At 65.4% G+C, this 22965-nt stretch carries 31 protein-coding genes and 1 pseudogene; 1 reads left to right on the top strand and 31 read right to left on the bottom strand.

Annotated features, from left to right (window positions below; translation table 11 throughout):
• A partial coding sequence (locus RR928_RS16955; protein WP_332540333.1) for a Nif3-like dinuclear metal center hexameric protein occupies positions 1-431 on the bottom strand: 431 nt, incomplete at its 3' end.
• A gap of 44 nt (positions 432-475) precedes the next feature.
• Positions 476-1810 (bottom strand): MFS transporter, encoded by a 1335-nt coding sequence (locus RR928_RS16950; protein WP_332548142.1) that lies wholly within the window; start codon positions 1808-1810, stop codon positions 476-478.
• Between the two features lie 286 nt (positions 1811-2096).
• Between RR928_RS16950 and RR928_RS16945 the strand changes: the two genes are divergently transcribed.
• A complete protein-coding gene (locus RR928_RS16945) occupies positions 2097-3251 on the top strand; it encodes a Do family serine endopeptidase (protein WP_332683427.1) in 1155 nt (384 codons plus the stop codon).
• 66 nt (positions 3252-3317) lie between these two features.
• On the opposite strand, the gene tatC is transcribed toward RR928_RS16945, so the two are convergent.
• The 29 genes and pseudogenes from tatC to RR928_RS16800 form a co-directional block, all read right to left on the bottom strand.
• On the bottom strand, positions 3318-4121 hold the full coding sequence (gene tatC / locus RR928_RS16940; protein ID WP_332534464.1) for a twin-arginine translocase subunit TatC: 804 nt from the start codon (positions 4119-4121) through the stop codon (positions 3318-3320).
• A gap of 117 nt (positions 4122-4238) precedes the next feature.
• On the bottom strand, positions 4239-4727 hold the full coding sequence (gene tatB / locus RR928_RS16935) for a Sec-independent protein translocase protein TatB (protein ID WP_332534466.1): 489 nt from the start codon (positions 4725-4727) through the stop codon (positions 4239-4241).
• A 20-nt stretch (positions 4728-4747) separates the two neighbouring features.
• Entirely contained in the window at positions 4748-4996 is a 249-nt protein-coding gene (gene tatA / locus RR928_RS16930) for a Sec-independent protein translocase subunit TatA (protein WP_332534468.1), read from the bottom strand.
• Positions 4997-5080: 84 nt separating this feature from the next.
• The gene (locus RR928_RS16925; RefSeq protein ID WP_332534470.1) at positions 5081-5437 is read right to left on the bottom strand and encodes a histidine triad nucleotide-binding protein; all 357 of its coding nucleotides are present in this window, start codon (positions 5435-5437) and stop codon (positions 5081-5083) included.
• A gap of 19 nt (positions 5438-5456) precedes the next feature.
• Positions 5457-5849 carry a DUF4870 family protein gene (locus RR928_RS16920; protein ID WP_332534472.1) on the bottom strand — a complete coding sequence of 131 codons (393 nt, stop codon included), beginning with the start codon at positions 5847-5849 and terminating at the stop codon, positions 5457-5459.
• A 22-nt stretch (positions 5850-5871) separates the two neighbouring features.
• A complete protein-coding gene (locus tag RR928_RS16915; protein ID WP_332683423.1) occupies positions 5872-6243 on the bottom strand; it encodes a phosphoribosyl-ATP diphosphatase in 372 nt (123 codons plus the stop codon).
• A gap of 6 nt (positions 6244-6249) precedes the next feature.
• On the bottom strand, positions 6250-6639 hold the full coding sequence (hisI, locus tag RR928_RS16910) for a phosphoribosyl-AMP cyclohydrolase (RefSeq protein ID WP_332534475.1): 390 nt from the start codon (positions 6637-6639) through the stop codon (positions 6250-6252).
• 5 nt (positions 6640-6644) lie between these two features.
• Entirely contained in the window at positions 6645-7445 is an 801-nt protein-coding gene (gene hisF / locus RR928_RS16905; protein ID WP_332534477.1) for an imidazole glycerol phosphate synthase subunit HisF, read from the bottom strand.
• A gap of 37 nt (positions 7446-7482) precedes the next feature.
• Positions 7483-8397: a D-hexose-6-phosphate mutarotase gene (locus RR928_RS16900; RefSeq protein ID WP_332683418.1), complete on the bottom strand. Its 915-nt coding sequence runs from the start codon at positions 8395-8397 to the stop codon at positions 7483-7485.
• Entirely contained in the window at positions 8378-9121 is a 744-nt protein-coding gene (gene hisA, locus RR928_RS16895; RefSeq protein WP_332534480.1) for a 1-(5-phosphoribosyl)-5-[(5-phosphoribosylamino)methylideneamino]imidazole-4-carboxamide isomerase, read from the bottom strand. The genes RR928_RS16900 and hisA overlap by 20 nt, the downstream gene beginning before the upstream one ends.
• A gap of 48 nt (positions 9122-9169) precedes the next feature.
• Entirely contained in the window at positions 9170-9838 is a 669-nt protein-coding gene (gene hisH, locus RR928_RS16890) for an imidazole glycerol phosphate synthase subunit HisH (protein ID WP_332534482.1), read from the bottom strand.
• 51 nt (positions 9839-9889) lie between these two features.
• Positions 9890-10516 carry an imidazoleglycerol-phosphate dehydratase HisB gene (gene hisB / locus RR928_RS16885; protein ID WP_332534484.1) on the bottom strand — a complete coding sequence of 209 codons (627 nt, stop codon included), beginning with the start codon at positions 10514-10516 and terminating at the stop codon, positions 9890-9892.
• Complete coding sequence (locus RR928_RS16880) at positions 10513-11625, bottom strand: pyridoxal phosphate-dependent aminotransferase (protein WP_332534486.1); 1113 nt, start codon at positions 11623-11625, stop codon at positions 10513-10515. Before RR928_RS16880 ends, hisB begins: the two co-directional genes overlap by 4 nt.
• 4 nt (positions 11626-11629) lie before the next feature.
• Positions 11630-12103 (bottom strand): PIN domain-containing protein, encoded by a 474-nt coding sequence (locus RR928_RS16875; protein WP_332534488.1) that lies wholly within the window; start codon positions 12101-12103, stop codon positions 11630-11632.
• Positions 12100-12342, bottom strand: a complete 243-nt coding sequence (locus RR928_RS16870; RefSeq protein WP_332534490.1) for a DUF6364 family protein — start codon at positions 12340-12342, stop codon at positions 12100-12102. Before RR928_RS16870 ends, RR928_RS16875 begins: the two co-directional genes overlap by 4 nt.
• Positions 12343-12480: 138 nt before the next feature.
• Positions 12481-13794: a histidinol dehydrogenase gene (gene hisD, locus RR928_RS16865; RefSeq protein ID WP_332683414.1), complete on the bottom strand. Its 1314-nt coding sequence runs from the start codon at positions 13792-13794 to the stop codon at positions 12481-12483.
• Positions 13795-13822: 28 nt separating this feature from the next.
• Positions 13823-14473, bottom strand: coding sequence for an ATP phosphoribosyltransferase (hisG, locus tag RR928_RS16860; RefSeq protein ID WP_213302346.1), 651 nt, complete (start codon positions 14471-14473; stop codon positions 13823-13825).
• Positions 14473-15735 carry a UDP-N-acetylglucosamine 1-carboxyvinyltransferase gene (gene murA, locus RR928_RS16855; RefSeq protein WP_332534494.1) on the bottom strand — a complete coding sequence of 421 codons (1263 nt, stop codon included), beginning with the start codon at positions 15733-15735 and terminating at the stop codon, positions 14473-14475. The genes hisG and murA overlap by 1 nt, the downstream gene beginning before the upstream one ends.
• Before the next feature lie 88 nt (positions 15736-15823).
• Positions 15824-16063 (bottom strand): BolA family protein, encoded by a 240-nt coding sequence (locus tag RR928_RS16850; protein WP_332534495.1) that lies wholly within the window; start codon positions 16061-16063, stop codon positions 15824-15826.
• A 96-nt stretch (positions 16064-16159) separates the two neighbouring features.
• Positions 16160-16915, bottom strand: a complete 756-nt coding sequence (locus RR928_RS16845; RefSeq protein ID WP_332534497.1) for an ABC transporter permease — start codon at positions 16913-16915, stop codon at positions 16160-16162.
• Positions 16912-17844: an ABC transporter ATP-binding protein gene (locus RR928_RS16840; RefSeq protein WP_332534499.1), complete on the bottom strand. Its 933-nt coding sequence runs from the start codon at positions 17842-17844 to the stop codon at positions 16912-16914. Before RR928_RS16840 ends, RR928_RS16845 begins: the two co-directional genes overlap by 4 nt.
• Before the next feature lie 83 nt (positions 17845-17927).
• On the bottom strand, positions 17928-18227 hold the full coding sequence (locus tag RR928_RS16835; protein WP_332534501.1) for an STAS domain-containing protein: 300 nt from the start codon (positions 18225-18227) through the stop codon (positions 17928-17930).
• 11 nt (positions 18228-18238) lie between these two features.
• The gene (locus RR928_RS16830) at positions 18239-18856 is read right to left on the bottom strand and encodes an MlaC/ttg2D family ABC transporter substrate-binding protein (RefSeq protein WP_332534503.1); all 618 of its coding nucleotides are present in this window, start codon (positions 18854-18856) and stop codon (positions 18239-18241) included.
• A 117-nt stretch (positions 18857-18973) separates the two neighbouring features.
• Positions 18974-19798, bottom strand: a complete 825-nt coding sequence (locus RR928_RS16825) for an MlaA family lipoprotein (protein ID WP_442881923.1) — start codon at positions 19796-19798, stop codon at positions 18974-18976.
• Entirely contained in the window at positions 19795-20283 is a 489-nt protein-coding gene (gene mlaD / locus RR928_RS16820) for an outer membrane lipid asymmetry maintenance protein MlaD (protein ID WP_332534505.1), read from the bottom strand. The genes RR928_RS16825 and mlaD overlap by 4 nt, the downstream gene beginning before the upstream one ends.
• Positions 20284-20314: 31 nt before the next feature.
• Positions 20315-21097: a lipid asymmetry maintenance ABC transporter permease subunit MlaE gene (mlaE, locus tag RR928_RS16815; RefSeq protein WP_332534506.1), complete on the bottom strand. Its 783-nt coding sequence runs from the start codon at positions 21095-21097 to the stop codon at positions 20315-20317.
• Complete coding sequence (locus tag RR928_RS16810; RefSeq protein ID WP_332534508.1) at positions 21094-21906, bottom strand: ABC transporter ATP-binding protein; 813 nt, start codon at positions 21904-21906, stop codon at positions 21094-21096. The genes mlaE and RR928_RS16810 overlap by 4 nt, the downstream gene beginning before the upstream one ends.
• 137 nt (positions 21907-22043) lie before the next feature.
• Positions 22044-22850 (bottom strand): amino acid ABC transporter ATP-binding protein, encoded by an 807-nt coding sequence (locus RR928_RS16805; RefSeq protein WP_332534510.1) that lies wholly within the window; start codon positions 22848-22850, stop codon positions 22044-22046.
• Positions 22831-22965 (bottom strand): annotated as a pseudogene (locus RR928_RS16800) (amino acid ABC transporter permease); the annotation flags it as partial. The pseudogene RR928_RS16800 and the gene RR928_RS16805, both read right to left, overlap by 20 nt.

Here is a 22965-nt window from a genome sequence, read left to right as displayed (position 1 = left end):
GCGCTGGCCTCGCCCATGGTCGAGGCGCCCAGCCAGCCGAGTTCCTGCTCGCCGAAGCGCCCCCGCCCTTCCCAGCCCAGGCGCAGGCCCAGCTGGGCGTTGTTGCCCAGTTCGGGATGGGCGTCCAGCGGCAGGTGGTAGGCAAACAGGTTGATGTCGTGCGCCAGCAGCAGGCGCAGACGCTCCTTCATCCAGCCCGTGACGCGGCCGTCATAACCGCGCCAGAACAGCCCGTGGTGCACGAATATGGCATCGGCGCGCAGGTCGATGGCGGCCTCGATCAGCGCGCGGCTGGCAGTGACGCCACTGACCAGCCGGGAGATGCGGGGTTTGCCTTCGACCTGCAGACCGTTGGGCCCGTAGTCCTTGAAGCGTTGGGGCTGCAGCAGGTCGTCGAGACTGCCCAGCAGGTCTTGTCGCGAGAGGGTCATGGCGCGATTGTCGCATCCACTGCCGCGCACCCCGATGACGGATTTCAGGATTTGGCGCCGTCGCGCACTTGCCAGCCCTTGTACGACAGCGGCCAGAACGCCAGCGCCACGCCCAACAGGCCCATCGCGCCCACGTAATGGGCGGGGAACAGGTGGTCGTACTGCTGGCCGACGCTGATCAGCACGGGCGTGAGTCCGCCGAATACCGCATAGGCCATGTTGTAGGAGAACGACAGACCCGAGAAACGCACAGCGGGCGGGAAAGCCCGCACGCCGACGATGGGCAACAGCGAAATCGAACCGACGAAGAAGCCGACCAGCGCATACATCGCGATCAGCGACGTGGGCGTTCCCGGCAGGCCCAGATAGAACAGATAGGCGGTCACGGTCATGCCGCCCCAACCGACGATCATCACCGCCTTGGTGCCGAAGCGGTCCGTGGCCCAGCCGGTCAACAGGCAGCCAATGGTCAGCATCAGCGTCGCGGCGACGTTGGCCTGCAGCGACAGCGCAGCGGGAATCTGGAACACCTTCTGCAGATAGGCAGGCGTGAACAGGATCACGACCACGATGGCCGTCGACAGCACCCAGGTCATGAGCGCCACCAGCACGATGGCGGGGCGGTGTTCGCGCAGGATGGTCTTGAGCGGCAGTTCGCGACCGATCTTCTTGCGCTCGGCAAGCTCCTTGAAAATCGGGGTTTCTTCCAGGAAACGGCGCAGATAGACCGACACCATGCCGAACACGCCGCCCAGGATGAACGGAATGCGCCAGGCATAGGCATTGATTTCGCTGGTGCTGTACCAGCTGTTGATGCCCACGGCGATCAGCGAGCCCAGCAGGATGCCGCCGGTGATGCCGGCCGTGAGCGTGCCCACGGCCAGGCCGTAATGCTTTTGCGGCACATGTTCGGCGACGAACACCCAGGCGCCGGGCATTTCGCCGCCGATGGCCGCACCCTGCAGCACGCGCATCGCGAGCAGCAGCAGCGGCGCGGCGATGCCGATCGCCTCGTAGGTCGGCAGCAGGCCGATGACCAGCGTCGGCAGCGACATCAGGAAAATCGACAGCGTGAACATCTTCTTGCGGCCCAGGATGTCGCCATAGTGCGCAATGATGATGCCGCCCAGCGGGCGCGCGAGGTAGCCCGCAGCAAAGATTCCCAGCGTCTGCAGCTGGCGCAGCCATTCGGGCATCTGCTCGGGAAAGAACAGCCGCCCGAGCACATTGGCGAAGAAGATGTAGACGACGAAGTCGTAGAACTCGAGCGTGCCGCCGAGCGCCGACAGGCCCAGGGTCTTGTAGTCCTTCTTGGTCAGCGGTCGGGCCGGCGCACCGTCGGGCAAGGCCTTGCCGGTGGAGTAGTCAAGCGTAGTCATGGTGTTCGCAGAAAAAAGTCAACAACAAGACAGCGCAGCTGCCGACCCACCGGGTAGGTGGTCGGCAACCGGTTCTTCCAATGCCTGGGTGAGGAAAGAATGTCTAGCAGCCCGAACAGATAGGACGGAGCCGTAGTGAACGCAGCCTGGCGCAGTCAAAGGTCATTCTAGGGTTTCTACTTAACCTGCATGGGCAACCCCACTACTCCGTGTCCAGCGATGGCACTTGCGCGCGCCGGGCCTTGCAGCACAATGGCTACTTGTTTGACCTTTGTTGATGGATTTCATGAAGCGCTCTTGGCTTTTGTTTTCCCAGGCCGTGACCATATTGGTCGCCGCCTACTTCGTCGTTGCCACCTTGCAGCCCGACTGGCTGCGCGGCGGAATGACACGCTCGGGCGCTGGCGTAGCCTTGCTCGAAGCACCTGCAACGCCGGCTGGCACACCCGCGCCCGGCAGCTTCAGCGGGGCCGCGCGCAAGGCCGCGCCCGCCGTCGTGAGCATCAACACCAGCAAGGCCGTGCGCCATCCGCGCAGCAACGACCCCTGGTTCCAGTTCTTCTTCGGCGACCAGGGAACGCAGGAGCAGACCGGCCTGGGCAGCGGCGTGATCATCAGCCCCGACGGCTATATCCTGACCAACAACCATGTGGTCGAAGGCGCGGACGACATCGAAGTCACGCTGCCCGACAGCCGCCAGGCCAAGGCCAGCGTGATAGGCACCGACCCCGAGACCGATCTGGCCATCCTCAAGATCGCGCTCGACAAGCTGCCGGTGATCGTGCTGGGCAACTCCGACCAGCTCGACGTCGGCGACCAGGTGCTGGCCATAGGCAACCCGTTCGGCGTGGGCCAGACCGTGACCAGCGGCATCGTCAGCGCGCTGGGCCGCAGCCAGCTGGGCATCAACACCTTCGAGAATTTCATCCAGACCGACGCCGCGATCAACCCCGGCAACTCGGGCGGTGCGCTGGTCGATGTCTACGGCAACCTGATGGGCATCAATACCGCCATCTACTCGCGCTCGGGCGGCAGCATGGGCATAGGCTTCGCGATTCCCGTGTCCACGGCCAAGATGGTGCTCGACAGCATCGTCAAGGACGGCCATGTGACGCGCGGCTGGATTGGCGTGGAGCCCAACGAACTCTCGCCCGAGCTGGCCGAGACCTTTGGCGTCAAGGCCGGTGCGGGCGTGATCGTCACCGGCGTGCTGCAGGCCGGCCCCGCGGCCCAGGCCGGCATGCGTCCCGGCGACGTGATCCTGCAGGTGCAGGACAAGCCGGTGCGCACGGTCTCCGAGCTGCTGACCACGGTTGCCAGCCTCACTCCCGGCACCGCGGCCGACTTCCAGCTGCGCCGCGGCGACAGCGAAGTCACGATCAAGGTCACGCCCACCGCGCGTCCCAACCAGGCGCAGCGCGGCGCCCAGCAGCGCCGCTGATTGACTTCCGGCACCCATGAAAAAAGCGGCCAATGGCCGCTTTTTTCATGTCCGGCAATTGCCGGATTACTTGTCCGCGGAAGCCGAAGCTTCGTCCTCTTCGCTGTCGGGCGCACGCGACACGCGGCTGAACCAGCCCGCGCCCAGGATGCCGACTTCGTACAGGATGCACATGGGAATCGCCAGCGCCAGCTGCGAGATGACATCGGGCGGCGTGACCACGGCGGCGATCACGAATGCCACCACGACGAAGTAGCCGCGGAAAGCCTTGAGCTTCTCGATCTCGACCAGCTTGAAGCGCACCAGCAGCATCACCACGATGGGCACCTGGAACGCCATGCCGAAGGCCAGATAGAGCGACAGGATGGCTTCGACATAGGAGGCGATATCGGGCGTCGCGGCGACGCTGTCGGGCGTGAAGCCCTGGATGAAGCCGAACATCTTGTCGAGCACGAAGAACTGCACGAACGCGATGCCCACATAGGCCAGCAGGCTGCCGAACAGGATCAGCGGCAGCGCGAAGCGCTTTTCATGGCTGTACAGGCCGGGCGAAACGAAAGCCCACATCTGGTACATGATCCACGGCAGCACGGCCAGCACGCCGACCATGCCCAGCACCTTGATGGGCACGAAGAACGGCGTGAACACGCCGACCGCGATCAGCTTGGCATCGGGCGGCATATGCGCCTTGATCGGCAGGGCAATGAAATCGATCAGCCCGTTGGGGCCTGGCCACATTGCCAGAAGCGCCACCGCCAGCGCAATGCCGTAGATGCAATAAAGCAGGCGATTGCGCAGCTCCAGCAGATGCTGCACAAATGGCTGCTCGGTGCCGGCCAGCTCGTCGTCTTTGGATGGAATGTCTGACATGGTGGGGATTGCGGGCCCTCAGGCCCTGACACTTTTCGGAAAGACCAGTAAAAAAGCACGCCCGCAGCGCGGTGCCTGCGCTGCGAGACCGCCCAGCCCTGTCGCCCGGCGAAGCGCCTAGCGGAACTTCTGCGGACGAAAGCGCGCCACGCGGGCAGCGCCTGATTGTGCCTTGCTGCGCACACCTGCGCGCGCCTTGTACCACTGGGGCACGGCAGTGCGCTTGATGCGCCAGTTCTTGCGCGGCTTGGCATAGGCTGGCACCACGTTGCGGCCGGCGTCTTCATAGGAAGACGTATAGCTGCTGGACGCGTTGTCGAGTCCGTCGCCGGTGCTGGCGTTCCAGTCCTTCTCGAAGTCGCTGGCACTGGTATGGATGGTCTGCTCGACATCGCGCGCAGCCCCTTCCACCGTTTCCTTCATCTTCTTGAGCTCGTCGAGCTCCATCGAGCGGTTGACCTCGGCTTTTACATCGGCGACATAGCGCTGGGCCTTGCCCAGCAAGGTCCCCACGGTTCGCGCCACGCGCGGCAGCTTTTCCGGCCCGATGACAATCAATGCCACCGCGCCGATCAGCGCCATCTTGGACAGGCCAATATCAATCATGGAAGCAGCGCCTGGGCGCTTCAGCTCTTCTGCTTGGCTTCGACGTCGATCGTGGTCTTGTCAGCCGCGGTCTGGTTCAGGACCTGGCCGGGAGCGGGAGTGGCGCCAGGCGCTGCTGCTGCATCCGTGCCGCCGTCCTTGACGCCGTCCTTGAACCCCTTGACCGCGCCGCCGAGATCGGAGCCCAGGTTCTTGAGTTTCTTGGTGCCGAACACCATGACGACGATGAGCAGCACGATCAGCCAGTGCCAGATGGAAAAGGAACCCATGAGTATCTCCTAACGAATTCAGAACATTTTAGACGGGCGCGCGTGAAGCGTTGATGAATCGCCCTTTTTGTCACACAGACGGCATCAGCCCTTCAACCACGGGCGGGGGCCGCCCATGACATGCATATGAAGGTGGTGGATTTCCTGGCCGCCTTCGGTGCCGGTGTTGATCACCACGCGAAAGCCGCCTTCGGGATAGGGATTGCAGCCCTGTTCCTGGGCCAGCCGCGGGGCGAGCGTGAGCATGTGGCCCAGCAGGCCCGCATCCTCGGGCTGCACCTGGGCCATCGACGCGATGTGCTTTTTCGGCAGCATCAGGAAGTGGATGGGAGCGCCTGGATGGATGTCATGGAAGGCAAAGACCTGATCGTCCTCGTACACCTTGCGCGAGGGAATCTGGCCGGCAATGATCTTGCAGAAAAGGCAGTCGGGGTCGTGCATGTCAATCAGATCCGGTTCATCAAGCTTCGATAGCCTGGTTCCTGTTCATCGCCACCATGCCGCGCACGATGCGATAGAGGAACCAGATGGAAATCACCACCCAGGCGATCCAGCCGGGGAACACCAGCAGCAGCCACAGCGGTGCGGTGACGAGGTACAGCACCCCGGCCCAGATCACGCTGCGAATGCGCCAGGAAAAATGGCTGGCCTGCCAGGTGCCTACGGCATCGCTGCGCTTGACCAGGTCGATGATCAGGGCGATGACCAGCAGCACGATGCTGGGCTGGGCGCTGGGCAGGACCGCAGCCACGGCCACGATCAGGTGCAGCACATAGCTGACCCAGCCCCAGGCCTTGAGGCCCTCCATCTGCTGGGGGTCCACGGCTCGGACTTCTATGATGTCATCACGCATGCAAATCTCCTTACGGGGTAGGCTACTGGGCCGGGCGCGCGGCCTTTTCCGCCAGGCCGCTCGTGCCTTCACGGCGCTCGAGCTCGGCGACCACCTGGTCGGGTGTCAGGCCATAGTGCGACAGCGCAATCATCGTATGAAACCAGAGATCGGCGACCTCGTACAGCAGCTTGGCTTTGTCGCCGCCATGGTCGGCGTCCTTGGCGGCGAGCACCACCTCGGTGGCTTCCTCGCCAATCTTCTTGAGGAAAGCGTCGGGCCCTTTGTGCAGCAGCCGTGCCACATAGCTTTTCTCGGGGTCGCCGCCATTGGCCACCTTGCGGCTTTCTATCACCGCGGCCAGTCGCGCCAGCGCGCCTTCGCTAGACGCCGAAAAATTGTCAGAAGCTGTCATGAACATTCACCGATAAATGGATTCAGGGTCCTTGAGCACCGGATCCACGGGGGTCCAGACGCCGTCCTTGAGCACGCTGTAGAAACAGCTGTGGCGGCCCGTGTGGCAGGCAATGCCGGGCTCGTGGCCTTGCTGGGTGATCTTCAGCAGCACCACGTCGTTGTCGCAGTCGAGGCGCATTTCATGCACCAGCTGCACATGGCCCGACTCCTCGCCCTTGAACCACAGGCGGTTGCGCGAGCGGCTGAAATACACCGCGCGGCCCAGCTCCGCGGTCTTGGCCAACGCCTCGCGGTTCATCCACGCAAACATCAGCACATCGCCCGTGGCGCGCTCCTGCGCAATGACGGGCACCAGGCCCTGCGCGTCCCATTTCACTTGATCGAGCCAGTTCATATTGCTTAAATCCGTACCGGAATGCCGCGTTCGGCCATGCGCTGCTTGGCCTGGCCCACGGTGTATTCACCATAGTGGAAGATGCTGGCCGCGAGCACGGCGTCGGCGCCGCCCTGCTGCACGCCATCGGCGAGGTGATCGAGATTGCCCACGCCGCCCGAAGCGATCACGGGCACGCTGACGGCATCGCTCACGGCGCGCGTGAGCGCCAGGTCAAAGCCCGACTTCGTGCCATCGCGGTCCATGCTGGTCAGCAGGATTTCGCCCGCGCCGCGGCGTGCCATCTCGCTGGCCCACTGCACGGCGTCCAGGCCGGTGTTCTTGCGCCCGCCATGGCTGTAGACATCCCAGCCCGGCCCCACGGGCAGGCCGTTGGCGCCCACGCGCTGCGCGTCTTCGGGCGTGCGGCGCTTGGCGTCGATCGCCACGACGATGCACTGCGCGCCGTATTTCTGCGATGCCGCGTTGATGACGTCGGGATTGGCCAGCGCCGCCGAGTTGAAGCTGGTCTTGTCCGCACCCGCGTTGAGCAGCCGGCGCACATCCTCGACGGTGCGCACGCCGCCGCCCACGGTGAGCGGAATGAACACCTGGCTGGCGACGGCTTCGATGATGGGCAGTATCAGGTCGCGGCCATCGCTGGTCGCGGTGATGTCGAGAAAAGTCAGTTCGTCCGCACCCTGGCCGTTGTAGCGGGCGGCGATTTCCACCGGATCGCCGGCGTCGCGCAGCTCGACGAAATTGACACCCTTGACGACACGGCCTCCGGTCACGTCAAGGCAGGGAATGATGCGTTTGGCAAGCATGGCGCTGGGATCTCTGGAAAAGGGACGGATGAAAAGATTAGCACGCGGACGCAATACCATGGGCGCCGCCCGGCGCGGCCTGCGGCCGCTCCAGCCTCTGCGCGGCCTGCCAATGCGCTTGCGGCGCCAGCACCACGGGCGCATCGATGGCCGCAGCCTCCACACACAGCATATGGGCATGGCCGTTGGCCGGCATGTCGGCCAGGCGCGCGCACAGCGCGGCGCCGGGATTCCAGACCACGGTATCGGCCCAGCCCGCGTCCTGCGTGATGCGCAGCCGCGGCGCGCCGCCCGCGTGCAAGCCCATGGCCTGCGCGGGCCGCGGATACACGCGGTCGAGTTCGGGGCCGAAGCGCAATTCGCCCTCCTGCAAGGGATGGGTGTCGGCCACGGCATCCCAGTAGCGCAGGCCTTGCAGGCCCGACAGCGTGGTCGCGGCCACGTCATCGACACTCAGATAGGTATGCAGCGCGGCCGTGAAGGCCAGCGGGGCGTCGCCCGGATTGTGTACCGCCAGCGCCACGGTCAGCGCCGCGGGCTGCAGCCAGACGCTCAGCTCGGCCGCGAACGCCTGCGGCCATACGGCGCGCGTCGCGGCGCTGTCGGCCAGGCGCAGCACGAGCCGCAGGCCGTCGCCGTCGATGCGCGCAGCGTCGGCCTGGGCCTGCCAGGCCAGCGTGCGCGCAAAGCCATGCTTGACCAGCGGACCGCGCTGATTGAATTGGGGAAAGCACACGGGAATGCCGCCGCGTATGGGCGTATGGCCATCATGGGCGGCGTGCGGGCTCAGGAACAGCTGCTCCTGTCCGCCGGTCACCCAGGACAGCACCTGGGCGCCCTGGAGCGCGATCAGCGCGCTGTCACCGCCGGGCAGCGTCAGGCAGATGGCCGGCAGGCCCTGCCAGTCGGCGGCGCAGGCGGCGAAGCCCGATTCAAGCACCGGCGAGTTCATCGGCGCGCGCCTGCGCGGCCGCGAAGTCGAGGTTGCCCGAATAGATGGCACGGCCGCAGATCACGCCCTGCACGCCTTCTTTCTCCACGGCGCACAGCTGCTCGATGTCGCTCATGCCGGCCAGGCCGCCCGAAGCGATCACGGGAATCGTCAGCGATTGCGCGAGCTTGACCGTGGCATCGATGTTGATGCCCGACAGCATGCCGTCGCGGCCGATGTCGGTATAGATGATGGACTCGACGCCCCAGTCCTCGAAGCGCTTGCCCACGCTCATCACGTCCTGGCCCGTGAGCTTGCTCCAGCCGTCGATGGCCACCTTGCCGTCCTTGGCGTCCAGGCCCACGATGATGTGGCCGGCGAACGCCGTGCACGCGTCCTGCAGGAAGCCGGGGTTCTTCACCGCGGCCGTGCCGATGATCACGTAGCGCATGCCGGCGTCGATATAGCGTTCGATGGTGTCGAGGTCGCGAATGCCACCGCCGAGCTGCACCGGAATCTCGTTGCCGACTTCCGCAAGAATGGACTTGATCGCCGCATTGTTCTTGGGCGCACCCGCGAACGCACCATTGAGATCGACCAGATGCAGGCGGCGCGCGCCCGCGTCGACCCACTTGCGGGCCATGGCCCCGGGGTCTTCACCGAAAGTGGTGGATTGGTCCATGTCGCCCTGCTTGAGGCGAACGCAGTGGCCGTCCTTGAGGTCAATGGCGGGAATGAGCAGCATGATGATTGGAGAGGAAAGATTGCCGGCAGGGCCGGCGGGGAACAGGAATCAGGGTTTCCAGTGCAGGAAATTGCGAAACAGGGCCAGGCCCTGGTCGGCGCTTTTCTCGGGATGGAACTGGGTGGCGAAAATATTGTCGCGCGCAATGGCCGCGGCAAAGCGGCCGCCGTAGTCGGCCTCGCCCGCGCAATGCGCGGCCGAAAGCGGCTGCGCGTAGAAGCTGTGGACGAAGTAGAAGAAGCTGTCGTCGGGCACGCCTTGCCAGATGGGGTGGGCCTGGCCGCCATGCACAGTCTGGTGCACGCGGTTCCAGCCCATCTGCGGCACCTTGAAGCGGCTGCCATCGGGCTGGGTACGGCCTTCGAGCTGGAACTTGCGCACTTCGCCGGGAATCAGCGCCAGGCCGGGCGTATCGCCCTCCTCGCTGTGGTCCAGCAGCATTTGCATGCCCACGCAGACGCCGAACAGCGGCTTGCTGCGCGCGGCTTCGAGCACCGGCTCGCGCAGGCCCGAATCCGTGAGTTCGCGCATGCAGTCGGGAATCGCGCCCTGGCCGGGCAGCACCACGCGGTCGGCGGCGCGCACCACGTCGGGATCGGCGGTCACCACGACCTGCCAGCCCGTGCCCTTTGCTGCCTCCTTGACGGCCTGCGAGACCGAACGCAGATTGCCCATGCCATAGTCGACCACGGCGACGGTATTTGCTTGCATATTCATAGCTGTCGGATCGAGATTGGAGCGCGCATCAGCGCGCCGTCATCCCCATTGTCACAGAGAGCCCTTGGTCGAGGGAATGGTGGTGGCCGCACGCGGGTCAATTTCCAGCGCGGCGCGCAGCGCGCGCGCGAACGCCTTGAACACCGACTCGCACTGGTGGTGGGCGTTGAAGCCCTTGAGATTGTCGATGTGCACGGTGACGCCTGCATGGTTCACGAAGCCCTGGAAGAACTCGTAGACCAGCTGCGTGTCGAGCTGACCAATGCGTCCGGCGGTGAACTTCACGTCCATGTGCAGGCCCGGGCGACCCGAGAAGTCGATCACCACGCGCGACAGCGCCTCATCGAGCGGCACATAGGCGTGGCCATAGCGGCGCAGGCCCTTCTTGTCGCCGACGGCGCGCGCAAAGGCCTGGCCCAGCGTGATGCCTATGTCTTCGACCGTATGGTGGCCATCGATGTGCAGGTCGCCTTCGCACTGCACGTCCATGTCGATCAGGCCGTGGCGCGCGATCTGCTCGAGCATATGGTCGAGAAAACCGATGCCGCTGCTGAGCTGGTTCTGACCCGTGCCATCAAGGTTGATGCGCACGGTGATGCGGGTTTCGGCCGTGTTGCGGCTGACTTCCGCGGTGCGCGGCGCGCTGGCGGAGGAGGGAATGAGGGCGGAGGAGGTCATATCGAAGCTTCCAGTGCGGCAAGCATAAGGGCATTGTCGGCCGTGCTGCCCACGGTCAGACGCAAACATTGATCGAGCAAGGGGTGCATGGCCGAAACATTCTTCACCAGCACGCCGCGCGCCTTCATGCGCGCATGGGCACCGGCGGCGTCGGCCACGCGTATCAGCACCATGTTGGCTTCGCTGTCCCAGACCTTGTGCACGCCGGGCATGGCGCGCAGCGCGCTCAGAAGTTCGCCGCGCGCTGCGCACAGTTCGGCGGCCTGGGCCGCGAACACCTCGGTGTGCTCGAGCGCGAACAGCGCGGCTTCGGCGTTGAGCACGCTCACGTTGTAGGGCGGGCGCACCTTGTCGATCTCGCCGACCAGGGCCGCGGGGCCGATCAGATAGCCCAGGCGCACGCCGGCCAGGCCGAACTTGCTGAGCGTGCGCATCAGCAGCACATGCGCATTGCGCCCGGGCTCGGCGTGCATGCGCGTGATCCAGCTGCGGCTGGCGAACGGCTGGTAGGCTTCGTCCATGACCACCAGGCCGCCCTGGGCGCCGGCGGCGTCGATCACGCGCTGCACCACGGCTTCGTCCCAGAGCGTGGCCGTGGGATTGTTGGGGTAGGCCAGATAGGTGATTGCCGGGCGATGCTCGGCAATCGCCGCGACCATCGCGGTCTCGTCGAGCGCGAAATCGGCGTCCAGCGAGACGTTGACGAAGTCCAGGCCCTGCAGCTGCGCGCTCATCGGGTACATCACGAAGCCCGGCATGGGCGCGAGCAGCTTGGCGCGCTCGCCCGCCTGGGCGCAGGCCAGGGCCAGCAGCGAAATGATCTCGTCCGAGCCGTTGCCCAGCAGGATGGCCGAGCCCGCGGGCGCGCCCGCGTAGTCCATCAGCGCCTGCTTGAGGTCCTCGAGCCGCTCGCCGGGATAACGGTTCAGCGGCAAGGCGCCCAGGCGCGCGCCCAGCGCGGCCTGCAATCCGGACGGCAGGCCGAACGGATTTTCCATCGCGTCCATCTTGAGCATGCCGGTCGCGGGCTGCACCACATAGGCGTGCATGGCGCGAACGTCGGCACGGATGCGCTCCAGCGCGCGCGAAAGATTCTGCGGTTGTGTCATGACTTCAGTCCTCTGCCCCGGCGCCAGCCAACTCCACGACGGGCTGCTGGACGGGATGAATGATCTGTACACCGCCATACTGCGCGCCGTGCGGCAGCTGCAGCGACAGCAGCGTCTCGCAGCCGCTGTGCTGGGCCGCGGCCAGCGCCAGGCAATCGCCCCAGGCGAGCTGGTGGCGGGCCTCGACGGCCCAGGCGGTCTCGAACGTCGCGGCATCGATCTGCCACGGCGTCCAGGTTTGATAGCGGCGCATGGCCGCGCGCGCATCGCCCTGGGGCATGGGCGGCTGGCGTGCGCCGGTCACGGTTTCGTAGAACTCGGCCAGCACCTGCGCGCTCACGCGGCCCAGGCGCTCGCGCCACAGGCGGTCCAGCCAGGCCAGCACGGCGGCCTGCGCGGGATCGGCAATGTTCTCGGCGCACACCAGCACCGAGGTGTCGACAAACACCGGCTGGCGCAGCGGATTGGGCCGGCTCATGCGGCGTCTCCGGTGCGCGCAAAGCACACGCTGCGCGCTGAGGAGTTGGGTTCGCCCGCCTCCCAGGTGCGTTCGTCGGTGCGCCAGGCCAGGTAGGCGCGCTCGTAGGCGTCTTCGCGGCGCTGCATTTCGGCCAGGAAGTCGCCAACCATGCGGGACACGCTGGTGCCGCGCCGGGCCGCTTCCACGCGTGCCCATTCAAGCACGTTGTCGTCCACGGTGATGGTCACGTTCTTCATGGCTGCAAGTTTACACGAACTTCGTGTGACACGAAATTCGTGTCTCACGGTTTTCGTGTATTTTTGCCGGGCAATAAAAAAGCCACGGCTTGCTGCAAGACCGTGGCTTGGCTGCCTTGCGGCAGGATCCGGGAAAAATCAGTCTTTCAAGCGCATTTCGGCGGCGCGCGCATGGCCTTGCAGGCCTTCGCCATGCGCCAGCACCGAGGCAATGCGCCCCAGCGTCTGCGCGCCGGCTTCGCTGACTTCAATCAGACTGGAGCGCTTCTGGAAGTCGTAGACCCCCAGCGGCGAGGAAAAGCGCGCCGTGCCGCTGGTGGGCAGCACGTGGTTGGGGCCGGCGCAGTAGTCGCCCAGCGATTCGCTGGTGTAGGCACCCAGGAAGATCGCGCCCGCGTGGCGCAGCAGCGGCTCCCAGCGGTGCGGGTCCTGGCTGGAGACTTCCAGATGCTCGGGCGCGATGCGGTTGCTGATCGCGCAGGCTTCTTCCATGTCGCGCGTGAGAATCAGCGCGCCGCGGTCGTTGAGGCTCTTGGCGATGATGGCCGCGCGCGGCATCTCGGGCAGCAGGCGGTCGATCTCGCGCTGCACGGCGTCGAGGTAGTCGGCGTCTGGGCTCAGCAGAATGCTTTGCGCCAGCTCGTCATGCTCGGCCTGGCTGAACAGGTCCATGGCCACCCATTCGGCGGGCGTGCTGCCGTCGGCCAGCACCAGGATTTCCGAGGGGCCGGCAATCATGTCTATGCCCACGGTGCCGAACACGCGCTTCTTGGCGCTGGCCACATAGGCATTGCCCGGGCCGGTGATCTTGTCGACCTTGGGAACGGTCTGCGTGCCGTAGGCCAGCGCGCCCACGGCCTGGGCGCCGCCTATGGTGAACGCGCGGTGCACGCCGGCCACGTGGGCCGCGGCCAGCACCAGCGCGTTCTTCGCGCCCTGGGGCGTGGGAACGACCATGATGATTTCGCCGACACCGGCCACATGCGCCGGAATCGCGTTCATCAGCACGCTTGACGGGTAAGCCGCCTTGCCGCCGGGCACATAGATGCCCACGCGGTCCAGCGGCGTGACCTTCTGGCCCAGCAGCGTGCCGTCTTCGTCGCGGTAGCTCCAGCTTTCGCCGCTGGCCTTCTTCTGCGCCTCGTGGTAGCGGCGCACGCGCTCGGCGGCCGACTGCAGCGCTTGGCGCTGCTCGTCGGGCAGGCCGTCGAACGCGGCCTTGAGTTCCTCGGCCGTGAGTTCCAGCGCCGCCATGTCGGTGGCTGCAAGACCGTCGAAGCGCTGCGTGTACTCGAGCACCGCGGCGTCGCCGCGCTGCTGCACGTCGGCCAGGATGTCGGCCACGCGCTGCTCGATGGCCGCATCGGTGTCGGCCGACCAATGCAGGCGGGCCTGGAAGGCGGTTTCAAAATCGGCGCTGTCGGTGCGCAGGCGAAGAGGCGTGGCTTTCATTTTTTCCGGCTTCAATGAGGGCGTGGGTTCAGGCCTGGGTCTGGGCCTGCGTGGCGCGCGCGAACACGTCGATCAGGCGGCGCATGGGCGCCTGCTTGAGCTTGAGTGCCGCCTGGTTGACGACCAGATGCGAGCTGATGTCCATGATGCGCTCGACTTCGACCAGATGGTTGGCCTTGAGCGTATTGCCCGTGGAGACCAGATCGACAATGGCGTCGGCCAGGCCCGTGAGCGGCGCGAGTTCCATGCTGCCGTAGAGCTTGATCATGTCGACGTGCACGCCCTTGCTGGCGAAGAAGTTGCGCGCGATCTCGGTGTACTTGGTCGCGACCTTGAGGCGCGAGCCCTGCTTCACGGCCAGTGCATAGTCGAAATCGGCGCGCACCGCGACGCTCACGCGGCACTGCGCGATGCGCAGGTCCAGCGGCTGATACAGGCCCTGGGCGCCATGCTCGATCAGCGTGTCCTTGCCGGTCACGCCCAGGTCGGCGCCGCCATATTGCACATAGGTCGGCACATCGGTGGCGCGCACCAGCACCACGCGCAGGTCGGGCTGGTTGGTGGTCAAAATCAGCTTGCGCGATTTTTCGGGATCTTCCAGCACTTCGATGCCGGCGGCCGCCAGCAGCGGCAGGGTTTCTTCAAAGATCCGGCCTTTGGACAGGGCAAGGGTAATCATCAGACTCTTTCAATATCGGCGCCGATCGCGCGCAGCTTGGCTTCCATGCAGTCGTAGCCACGGTCGAGGTGGTAGATGCGGTCGACCACGGTCTCGCCCGTGGCGACCAGGCCGGCGATCACCAGGCTGGCCGAAGCGCGCAGGTCGGTGGCCATCACGGTCGCGCCCGACAGGCGTTCCACGCCTTCGACCAGCGCCACCTTGCCGTCGATCTGGATCTTCGCGCCCAGGCGCACCAGTTCGTTGACATGCATGAAGCGGTTCTCGAAAATCGTTTCGGTGACCGACACCGCACCGTTGGAAATCACGTTCAGCGCCATGAACTGGGCCTGCATGTCGGTCGGGAAACCCGGGTATTCGGTGGTGCGGAAGCTCTGGCCCTTGAGACGGCCTTGCGACTGCACGCGCAACCCGCCTTCGACTTCCTCGATGTGCACGCCCGCGTCGCGCAGCTTATCGAGCACGGCGCCGAGGTGGTCCACGCGCGCATGGCGCAGCAGCACATCGCCGCCCGTGGCGGCAACGGCGCACAGGAAGGTACCGGCTTCGATGCGGTCGGCGACCACCTGGTGATCGCAGCCGTGCAGGCGCTCCACGCCCTGGATGGTGATGCGGCTGGTGCCATGGCCCTGGATGCGCGCACCCATCTTGATCAGCATTTCGGCCAGATCGACGATTTCGGGCTCCATCGCCGCGTTTTCCAGCACGGTTTCGCCTTCGGCCAGCGACGCGGCCATCAGGAAGTTCTCGGTGCCGGTCACGGTCACCATGTCGGTCGTGATGCGCGTGCCCTGCAGGCGCGTGCGGCCCGCGGGCAGCTTGGCGATCATGTAGCCATGCTCGACCACGATCTGCGCGCCCATGGCCTGCAGGCCCTTGATGTGCTGTTCCACGGGGCGCGAGCCGATCGCGCAGCCGCCGGGCAGCGACACCGTGGCTTCGCCGAAGCGCGCCAGCAGCGGGCCCAGCGCGAGCACCGAGGCGCGCATGGTCTTGACCAGCTCGTACGGGGCTTCGGGTGTCGACAGGCGGCTGGCGTCTATGCGCACCGAACCGTCGGACGCATGCTCGGCCTCGACGCCCATGTTGCGGATCAGCTTGAGCATGGTCGACACGTCCTGCAGACGCGGCACATTGCGCAGCACCACCGGCTCGTCGGTGAGCAGCGCGGCGCACAGATCGGGCAAGGCGGCGTTCTTGGCGCCGGAAATCGAGACTTCGCCGTGCAGCGGATGACCGCCGCGAATCAGGAGTTTGTCCATGGCTGATGAGCCCAAATAAAAGTTAAAACGGCCTTGAGCGCTGGCGCGAAGGCATTGTTCGCAGGCGCGAAGGCGTTGCTTGCAGGCCTCAGGCCTTGTTGGCCCACTCGGCGGGGCTGAAAGTCTTCATGGACAGTGCATGGACCTCATTGGTCTGGATGCGGTCGCCCAGCGTGCCGTAGACCAGGCGCTGGCGCTGCAGCGGACGCTGGCCTTCGAAGGCGGTGCTGACGATGGTCGCGTACCAGTGACTTCCGTCACCTTCGACTTCCAGGATTTCGCAGGCCAGGCCTGCGCTGATGATGGCTTTGAGTTGGTCGGCAGTCATGTCAGATCTCGCGCAGCGCCGCTGTCGCGGCCTGCGAAGCCTCGGCCACAGAGGCCGGGGCAAGGGGGCAAACAAAAAGAGTCATCGCGAAGCGACTCAATGGCGAATCTTGTAACCGGTGCGCAGCAGATGCACGGCCAGCGCGCTCACGGCAAGCCAGGCACCGCCGACGATGGCCAGGCTGACCCAGGGCGATACATCGCTCTGGCCGAAGAAGCCGTAGCGGAAGCCGTCGATCATGTAGAAGAACGGGTTCAGGTGGCTTACTGTCTGCCAAAACGGCGGCAGCGACTGTATCGAATAGAACACGCCCGACAGGAAGGTCATGGGCATGATCAGGAAATTCTGGAACGCGGCCATCTGGTCGAACTTGTCGGCCCACAACCCGGCAATCACGCCCAGCGTGCCCAACAGCGCGGCGCCCAGCACCACGAACACCAGGATCCAGACCGGCGCGGCGAATTCGGGCACGGCGAAGAACAGCGTGACGATGAACACGCCCAGACCGACCAGCAGCCCGCGCAGCACCGACGAGCCCACATAGGCCGTGAACCAGGCCCAGTGCGACAGCGGCGTCAGCAGGATGAACACCATCGAGCCCATGATCTTGCTCTGCACGATGCTCGAGGAACTGTTGGCGAACGCGTTCTGCAGCACGCTCATCATCACCAGGCCGGGAATCAGGAACGCGGTGTAGCTGATGCGGTCATAGACCAGCACCCGGCCTTCGAGCACATGGCCGAACACCAGCAGGTACAGCACGGCCGTGAGCACGGGCGCGGCCACGGTCTGGAAACTGACTTTCCAGAAACGCAGCACTTCCTTGTAGAACAGGGTCTGCCAGCCTCTCATGCGACGCTCCCGGTCTGCGCCGTGGCCTTGGCTTCGCCCATGACGTTGAGGAATACATCTTCCAGATCGGCGCGGCGGATTTCCATGTCTTCGATCACCACGCCGGCTTCACGCAGCGCGGACAGGTAGCGTTCGATGTCGCCCGCGTCATGCGCGGGCATCTGCACGATGCGCCCGGTGACGCGCGCCGCGGCGCGCAGGTGTTCGGGCAGGAGGCTGTTGGTCTTGAACTGCAGCACATTGGCCGAGGCCGATTTGAGCAGGTCGGACATGCTCGACAGCTTGACGACTTCGCCCTGCTTGAGCATGGCCACGCGGCTGCACAGCGCTTCGGCCTCTTCGAGGTAATGGGTGGTGAGCAGCACGGTATGGCCCTGCTTGTTGAGCTTGGCAATGAAGTGCCACAGGGTCTGGCGCAACTCGACGTCGACGCCGGCCGTCGGTTCGTCGAGCACGATGATGGGCGGCTTGTGCACCAGCGCCTGCGCGACCAGCACGCGGCGCTTCATGCCGCCCGAGAGCTGGCGCATGTTGGCATCGGCCTTGTCGGTCAGGCCCAGGCTGTGCAGCAGCTCGTCTATCCAGGCATCGTTGTGCTTGACGCCGAAGTAGCCCGACTGGAAGCGCAGCGCCTCGCGCACATTGAAGAACGGATCGAACACCAGTTCCTGCGGCACGATGCCCAGCTTGCGGCGCGCCTGGGCGTAATCGGCCTGGACATCGCTGCCCTGGACCAGCACATGGCCGCTGTCGGCGCGCGCCAGGCCAGCCAGAATGCTGATCAAGGTGGTCTTGCCCGCCCCGTTGGGCCCGAGCAGGCCGAAGAACTCGCCCTCCTCGATGTCCAGGCTGACGTCATTGAGGGCCCGGAACACGCCCTTGGGCGTGCGGTAGGTCTTGGAGATGGATTGGAATGAGACAGCGGGCATGGGAACTTGGCATTTTAAGCCCGACCCCGCATTGTTCGCTGCCGGTGCGCCGAAAGCCGCGTGCGCCGCCGGTGCTGCGCGCCTTAAGCGGACGGCAGCGCGCCGTCGGGCACCAGCAGCGCCTGCACGCCATAGAGCCTGGCCATGGACTGCAAGCCCGCGGGCAGGCCCGCGACCGCCAGCGATTTGCCGGCCGCAAGCGCCGCGCGCCGGCATTCCAGCAACACCGCCAGCGCCGACGAGTCGAAGCTCACCAGCGCCGACGCATCGACGTCCAGGCGGACTTCGGATGCGGCGGCTATCTGCGCAGACAGCGTCTGCGCGCAGGCCCGCGCCTGCGCGTGCGTCAGTTCGGCGGGCAGTTGCAGACGTGCGGCCTCCATTGCGCTGCGCCTCAGGCCTTGTTGCGCGAAGCCAGCGCCTGGATCAGGCCGTCGATGCCGCGCGCATTGATTTCCTGGGCAAACTGGCTGCGATAGGTTTCGACCAGCCACACGCCCAGCACGTTCAGGTTGTAGATCTTCCAGGCGCCGTCGTCCTTTTGCTCCAGCCGGTAGTCGAGCTGAATGGGATCGCCCTTGCCGCGCACTTCGGTGCGCACCAGCACATCCTTGTCGCCGGCCGCGGCGCGCATGGGCTTGACCACCACGGTCTGGTCATTGACCTGGGCCAGCGCGCCCGAATAGGTGCGGATCAGCAAGGCCTTGAACTCGGCCTGCAGCCGCTGCTTCTGTTCGGGCGTGGCTTCGCGCCACTTGGGGCCCACCGCCGCGGAAGTCATGCGCTGGAAGTTCACATGCGGCATCACCACCTTGTCGACCAGTGCGCTGACGCGCGCCACATCGCCGGACTTGAGCGTCTTGTCATTGCGTATCGTGTCCAGCACATCGGCCGACACGCGCTTGACCAGCGCGTCGGGAGTTTCTTCGGCGGCCTGCGCCGCCATCGGCAGGGCCGCCGACAAAGCCAGCCAGGCGGCAGCGGTGGTGGCCCAGATACGTCGATTCATCATCGTATTTTCCTTTTTGAAACGCAGGCCTTGCAGACCTCGTCGCTTCCAATTGTGCTTGAGCGCGCCGTGTGGATGATGACGCGCATGTCAAGGGATGCAAGCAGATGCAAGCAGCCCTTATTCTTCGGGCGGCAGCATGCCGGCATCGTCGTCGCTGCTGAAATCATCGGTGTCAAGACCGTCACCCGGGGCACGCTGACCCCGCAGCTGCAGGTAGACATCGCGCGTCAGGCTGTACTTGTCGAGCGCCACGGCATCGAGCATGTCGCCGGCCTGCAGCAGGCGCGCGCGCTTGTCGACCAGACCCAGCACCGCCATGCTGTTGCGCACCGGCACGTCATGGGTATATCCAAGAAGGTTGCCCTTGACGTCGACAGGCATGGCCGCGGTGTCACGTACCGTCGAGGGCCCCAGCAGCGGCAACACTACATAAGGGCCGGTGGGCACGCCCCAGCGGCCCAGCGTCAGGCCGAAGTCCTGGGGACGGCGCGGCAGCCCCATTTCACTGGCCACGTCGAACAGCCCGCCGATACCGAACACCGTGTTGACGCTGAAGCGCACGATGCTGTAATAGGCGCCTTCGCCCTTGGCCTGGGCCAGGTTGTTGACGAACGACCAGGCATCGCCGAGGTTGGAGAAGAAATTGCCGACACCGTCACGCGCGACGGCGGGCGTGACATCGCGGTACAGGGTGGCCACGGGCTTGAGCACCGCGTCGTCGAGCGCAGTGTTGAAGCTGTAGATGCTGCGGTTGAACGACTCGAACGGGTCGGCAGGATTGGACGCCGTGGTGGGCGTCGCGCTGTCACCCGCGGCCCGGGGGTCGGCCGTGGTGGCGCAACCGGTGAGCGCGAGCGCCAGCATCAGTGCGGCGCCACACAGGCCACGCTGTGCCAGGAGAATTGGTTTGCGGGGCGCACCCGCCAAGTTGGTTGTGGTCATTGTTTTTCCGGTGCAGGAGCGCTGGAGCCACCATCTTCCGCCTTGTTGTAAAGGAACTGTCCAATGAGGTTTTCCAGCACCACGGCCGACTGGGTGGCGATGATGCGGTCGCCGGGAGCGAGCACGGCTTCATCCGCTCCGGCCTCTATGCCTATATATTGATCGCCCAGCAGTCCGCTGGTCAGGATCTTGAGAGAGCTGTCCTTGGGAAAGCTGTATTGCTTTTCCAGCGCCAGGTTGACGCTGGCCTGGAAGGTCTTGTCGTCGAAAGTGATCGATTGCACGCGGCCCACGACCACGCCGGCGCTGCGCACCGCGGCCTTGGGCTTGAGCCCGCCGATGTTGTCGAAACGCGCGCTCACGGAATAGGTCTGCTGAAAGCTCAGGCTCAGCAGATTGGCCGACTGCAAGGCCAGGAACACCAGGGCCGCTGCGCCAAGCAGCACAAACAGGCCCACCCACACGTCACTTTTGGATTGCTGCATGAATCTTCCTCTCACCCACCTGGTGGGAGCATCAAATACTGAACATCGTCGCGGTGAGCAGGAAGTCCAGCCCCAAGATGGCCAGCGAGGCCATCACCACGGTGCGCGTTGTCGCGCGGGAAACACCTTCGGGCGTAGGCTTGGCCAGATAACCCTGCAGCAGCGCCACGAAGGTCACGGCCACGCCGAACACCAGACTCTTGAGAACGCCGTTGCCCAGATCGGCCCACCAGTCGACGCCCTGCTGCATCTGGCCCCAGAATGCGCCGCCGTCCACGCCAATCATCAGCACGCCGACAATCCAGCCGCCGATCACACCCACGGCGCTGAACACCGCGGCCAGCAAGGGCAGCACGATCACGCCGGCCCAGAAACGCGGCGCCAGAATGCGGCGCACCGGGTCCACGGCCATCATCTCCATCGCGCTGAGCTGCTCGCCGGCTTTCATCAAGCCGATCTCCGCCGTCAGCGCCGTGCCCGCGCGCCCCGCGAACAGCAGCGCCGTGATCACGGGGCCGAGCTCGCGCACCAGCGACAGCGCCACCAGCAGGCCCAGCGCTTCGGCCGAACCATAGCGCTGCAGCGTGTAATAGCCCTGCAGGCCCAGCACGAAGCCGACGAACAGGCCTGACACGCCGATGATGGCCAGCGAGTAGTTGCCGAGAAAATGGATCTGGTCGCCCATCAGCCGCGGCCGGCGCAGCGTCGCGCCCAGCAGGCCTATGAGACGCAGCAGCAGGCGCGTGGCCTGGCCGATGGCAGTGCATTGTTCGCGCGCGGCGCGGCCTATGCGCGCCGGGTGAAAGCGGTTCATGCGCGACCTCCCGGACCGAAGTCCTGGGCCGCATCGGGGCCTGGGTAATGAAATGGCACGGGACCCGTGGCGCGCGCATGCACGAACTGGTCGACCAGCGGGTCGGTGCTGGCCATGACTTCGGCCGGCGTGCCCTGGGCCGCGACACAGGCCGGGCCGAGAATGATCACATGGTCGGCGACCTGGAAGGTCTCGAACACATCGTGCGAGACCAGCACCGTGGTCAGGCCCATCGCGTCATTGAGCTCGCGTATCAGGTGCGCGGCCGTGCCCAGCGCAATCGGGTCCAGGCCGGCGAAAGGCTCGTCATACATGATCAGTTCGGGGTCCAGCGCGATCGCGCGCGCCAGCGCCACGCGCCGCGCCATGCCGCCCGAAATCTCGCTGGGCATGAGGCCGCGCGCGCCGCGCAGGCCCACGGCATTGAGCTTCATCAGCACGATGTCGCGCACCAGCGCTTCAGGCAGGTCGGTGTGTTCGCGCAGCGCGAAGGCCACGTTGTCGAACACGCTCATGTCGGTGAACAGCGCGCCGAACTGGAACAGCATGCCCATGCGCCGGCGCGCGGCATAGAGCTGCGCCTGGTCCATGGCGCCGATATCCTGGCCGTCGAACAGCACCTGGCCCTGCTGGGCGCGCTGCTGGCCGCCGATCAGGCGCAGCACCGTGGTCTTGCCGCCGCCCGATGCCCCCATCAGCGCCGTGACCTTGCCGCGCGGTATCTGCAGACTGAGGTCGCGCAGGATCACCCGCTCACCATAACCAAACGTTACGTTGCGCAGTTCGACCAGTGGCGCGGGTGCTGTCATGGACCGACGGTTCCTACAGGAAAAAACAAGAATTCATCACGTGCGTGATGTTAAACGATTACATACATCCATGTATGTTTGCTGACACTAACCTTCCGGAAACAGCCCCCGTTTTAGGGGCTGCAGCGGCAATTGGGTTAAAGCATATTGTGCAGAAATGCCTGCGTGCGTGCGTGTTTTGGCTGCGCAAAGAATTCCGCGGCCGGCCCCGATTCGATCAGTTCGCCGCGGTCCATGAACGCCACGCGGTGCGCGACTTCGCGCGCAAAGCCCATTTCATGGGTGACCACGAGCATGGTCATGCTCTCCTGGGCCAGCTCGCGCATGGTGCGCAGCACTTCGCCCGTGAGTTCGGGGTCCAGCGCCGACGTCGGTTCGTCAAACAGCAGGATGTCGGGCTCCATGGCCAGCGCGCGCGCGATCGCCACGCGCTGCTTCTGCCCGCCCGACAGGCGCGCGGGGTAGCTGTTGCGCTTTTCCAACAGGCCGACCTTCTGCAGCAGCGCTTCGGCGCGCGGCACGATCTGGCCGCGCGCCATTCCCTTGACGACCATCGGCGCCTCGATCACGTTCTCCAGCACCGTGAGGTGGGGAAACAGATTGAACGACTGGAACACCATGCCCATCTTGCGGCCGATGTGGCGGATCTGCGCGTCGGGCACATAGCTGCAGACGCCCGCGGCGCTGGTCTCGGCCAGCAGCTCGCCTTCGATATGGATGTGACCGCTGTCTATGGTCTCGAGGTGGTTGAGGCAGCGCAGGAACGTGCTCTTGCCCGAGCCCGAAGGACCGATGACCGCCACGACCTCGCCGCGCAGCAGGTCGAGCGACACATTGCGCAGCACGGGCAGGCCGTTGAAGCCCTTGCAGATGTCGCGCGCGCTGATCATCACGTCGCTGCCTGCCGCCGACGCGGCCGTCTTCTCAAGCGTCGTATTTGGCATAGCGTTTCTCCAGGTACTGGAAGCCCCAGGTCAGCACCAGGGTCATGACAAGATAAAAGCACGCGGCCACGATGAACGGCGTGGTCGTGAAGTCGCGCTGCACGATGCCGCGCGC

This window comes from Comamonas sp. (assembly GCF_036666375.1).
In the GTDB taxonomy this organism is placed as follows: Bacteria; Pseudomonadota; Gammaproteobacteria; order Burkholderiales; family Burkholderiaceae_C; genus Comamonas.
The sequence above is the reverse complement of the archived record's forward strand: the minus strand, read 5'-3'. Positions and strand labels throughout refer to the sequence as shown.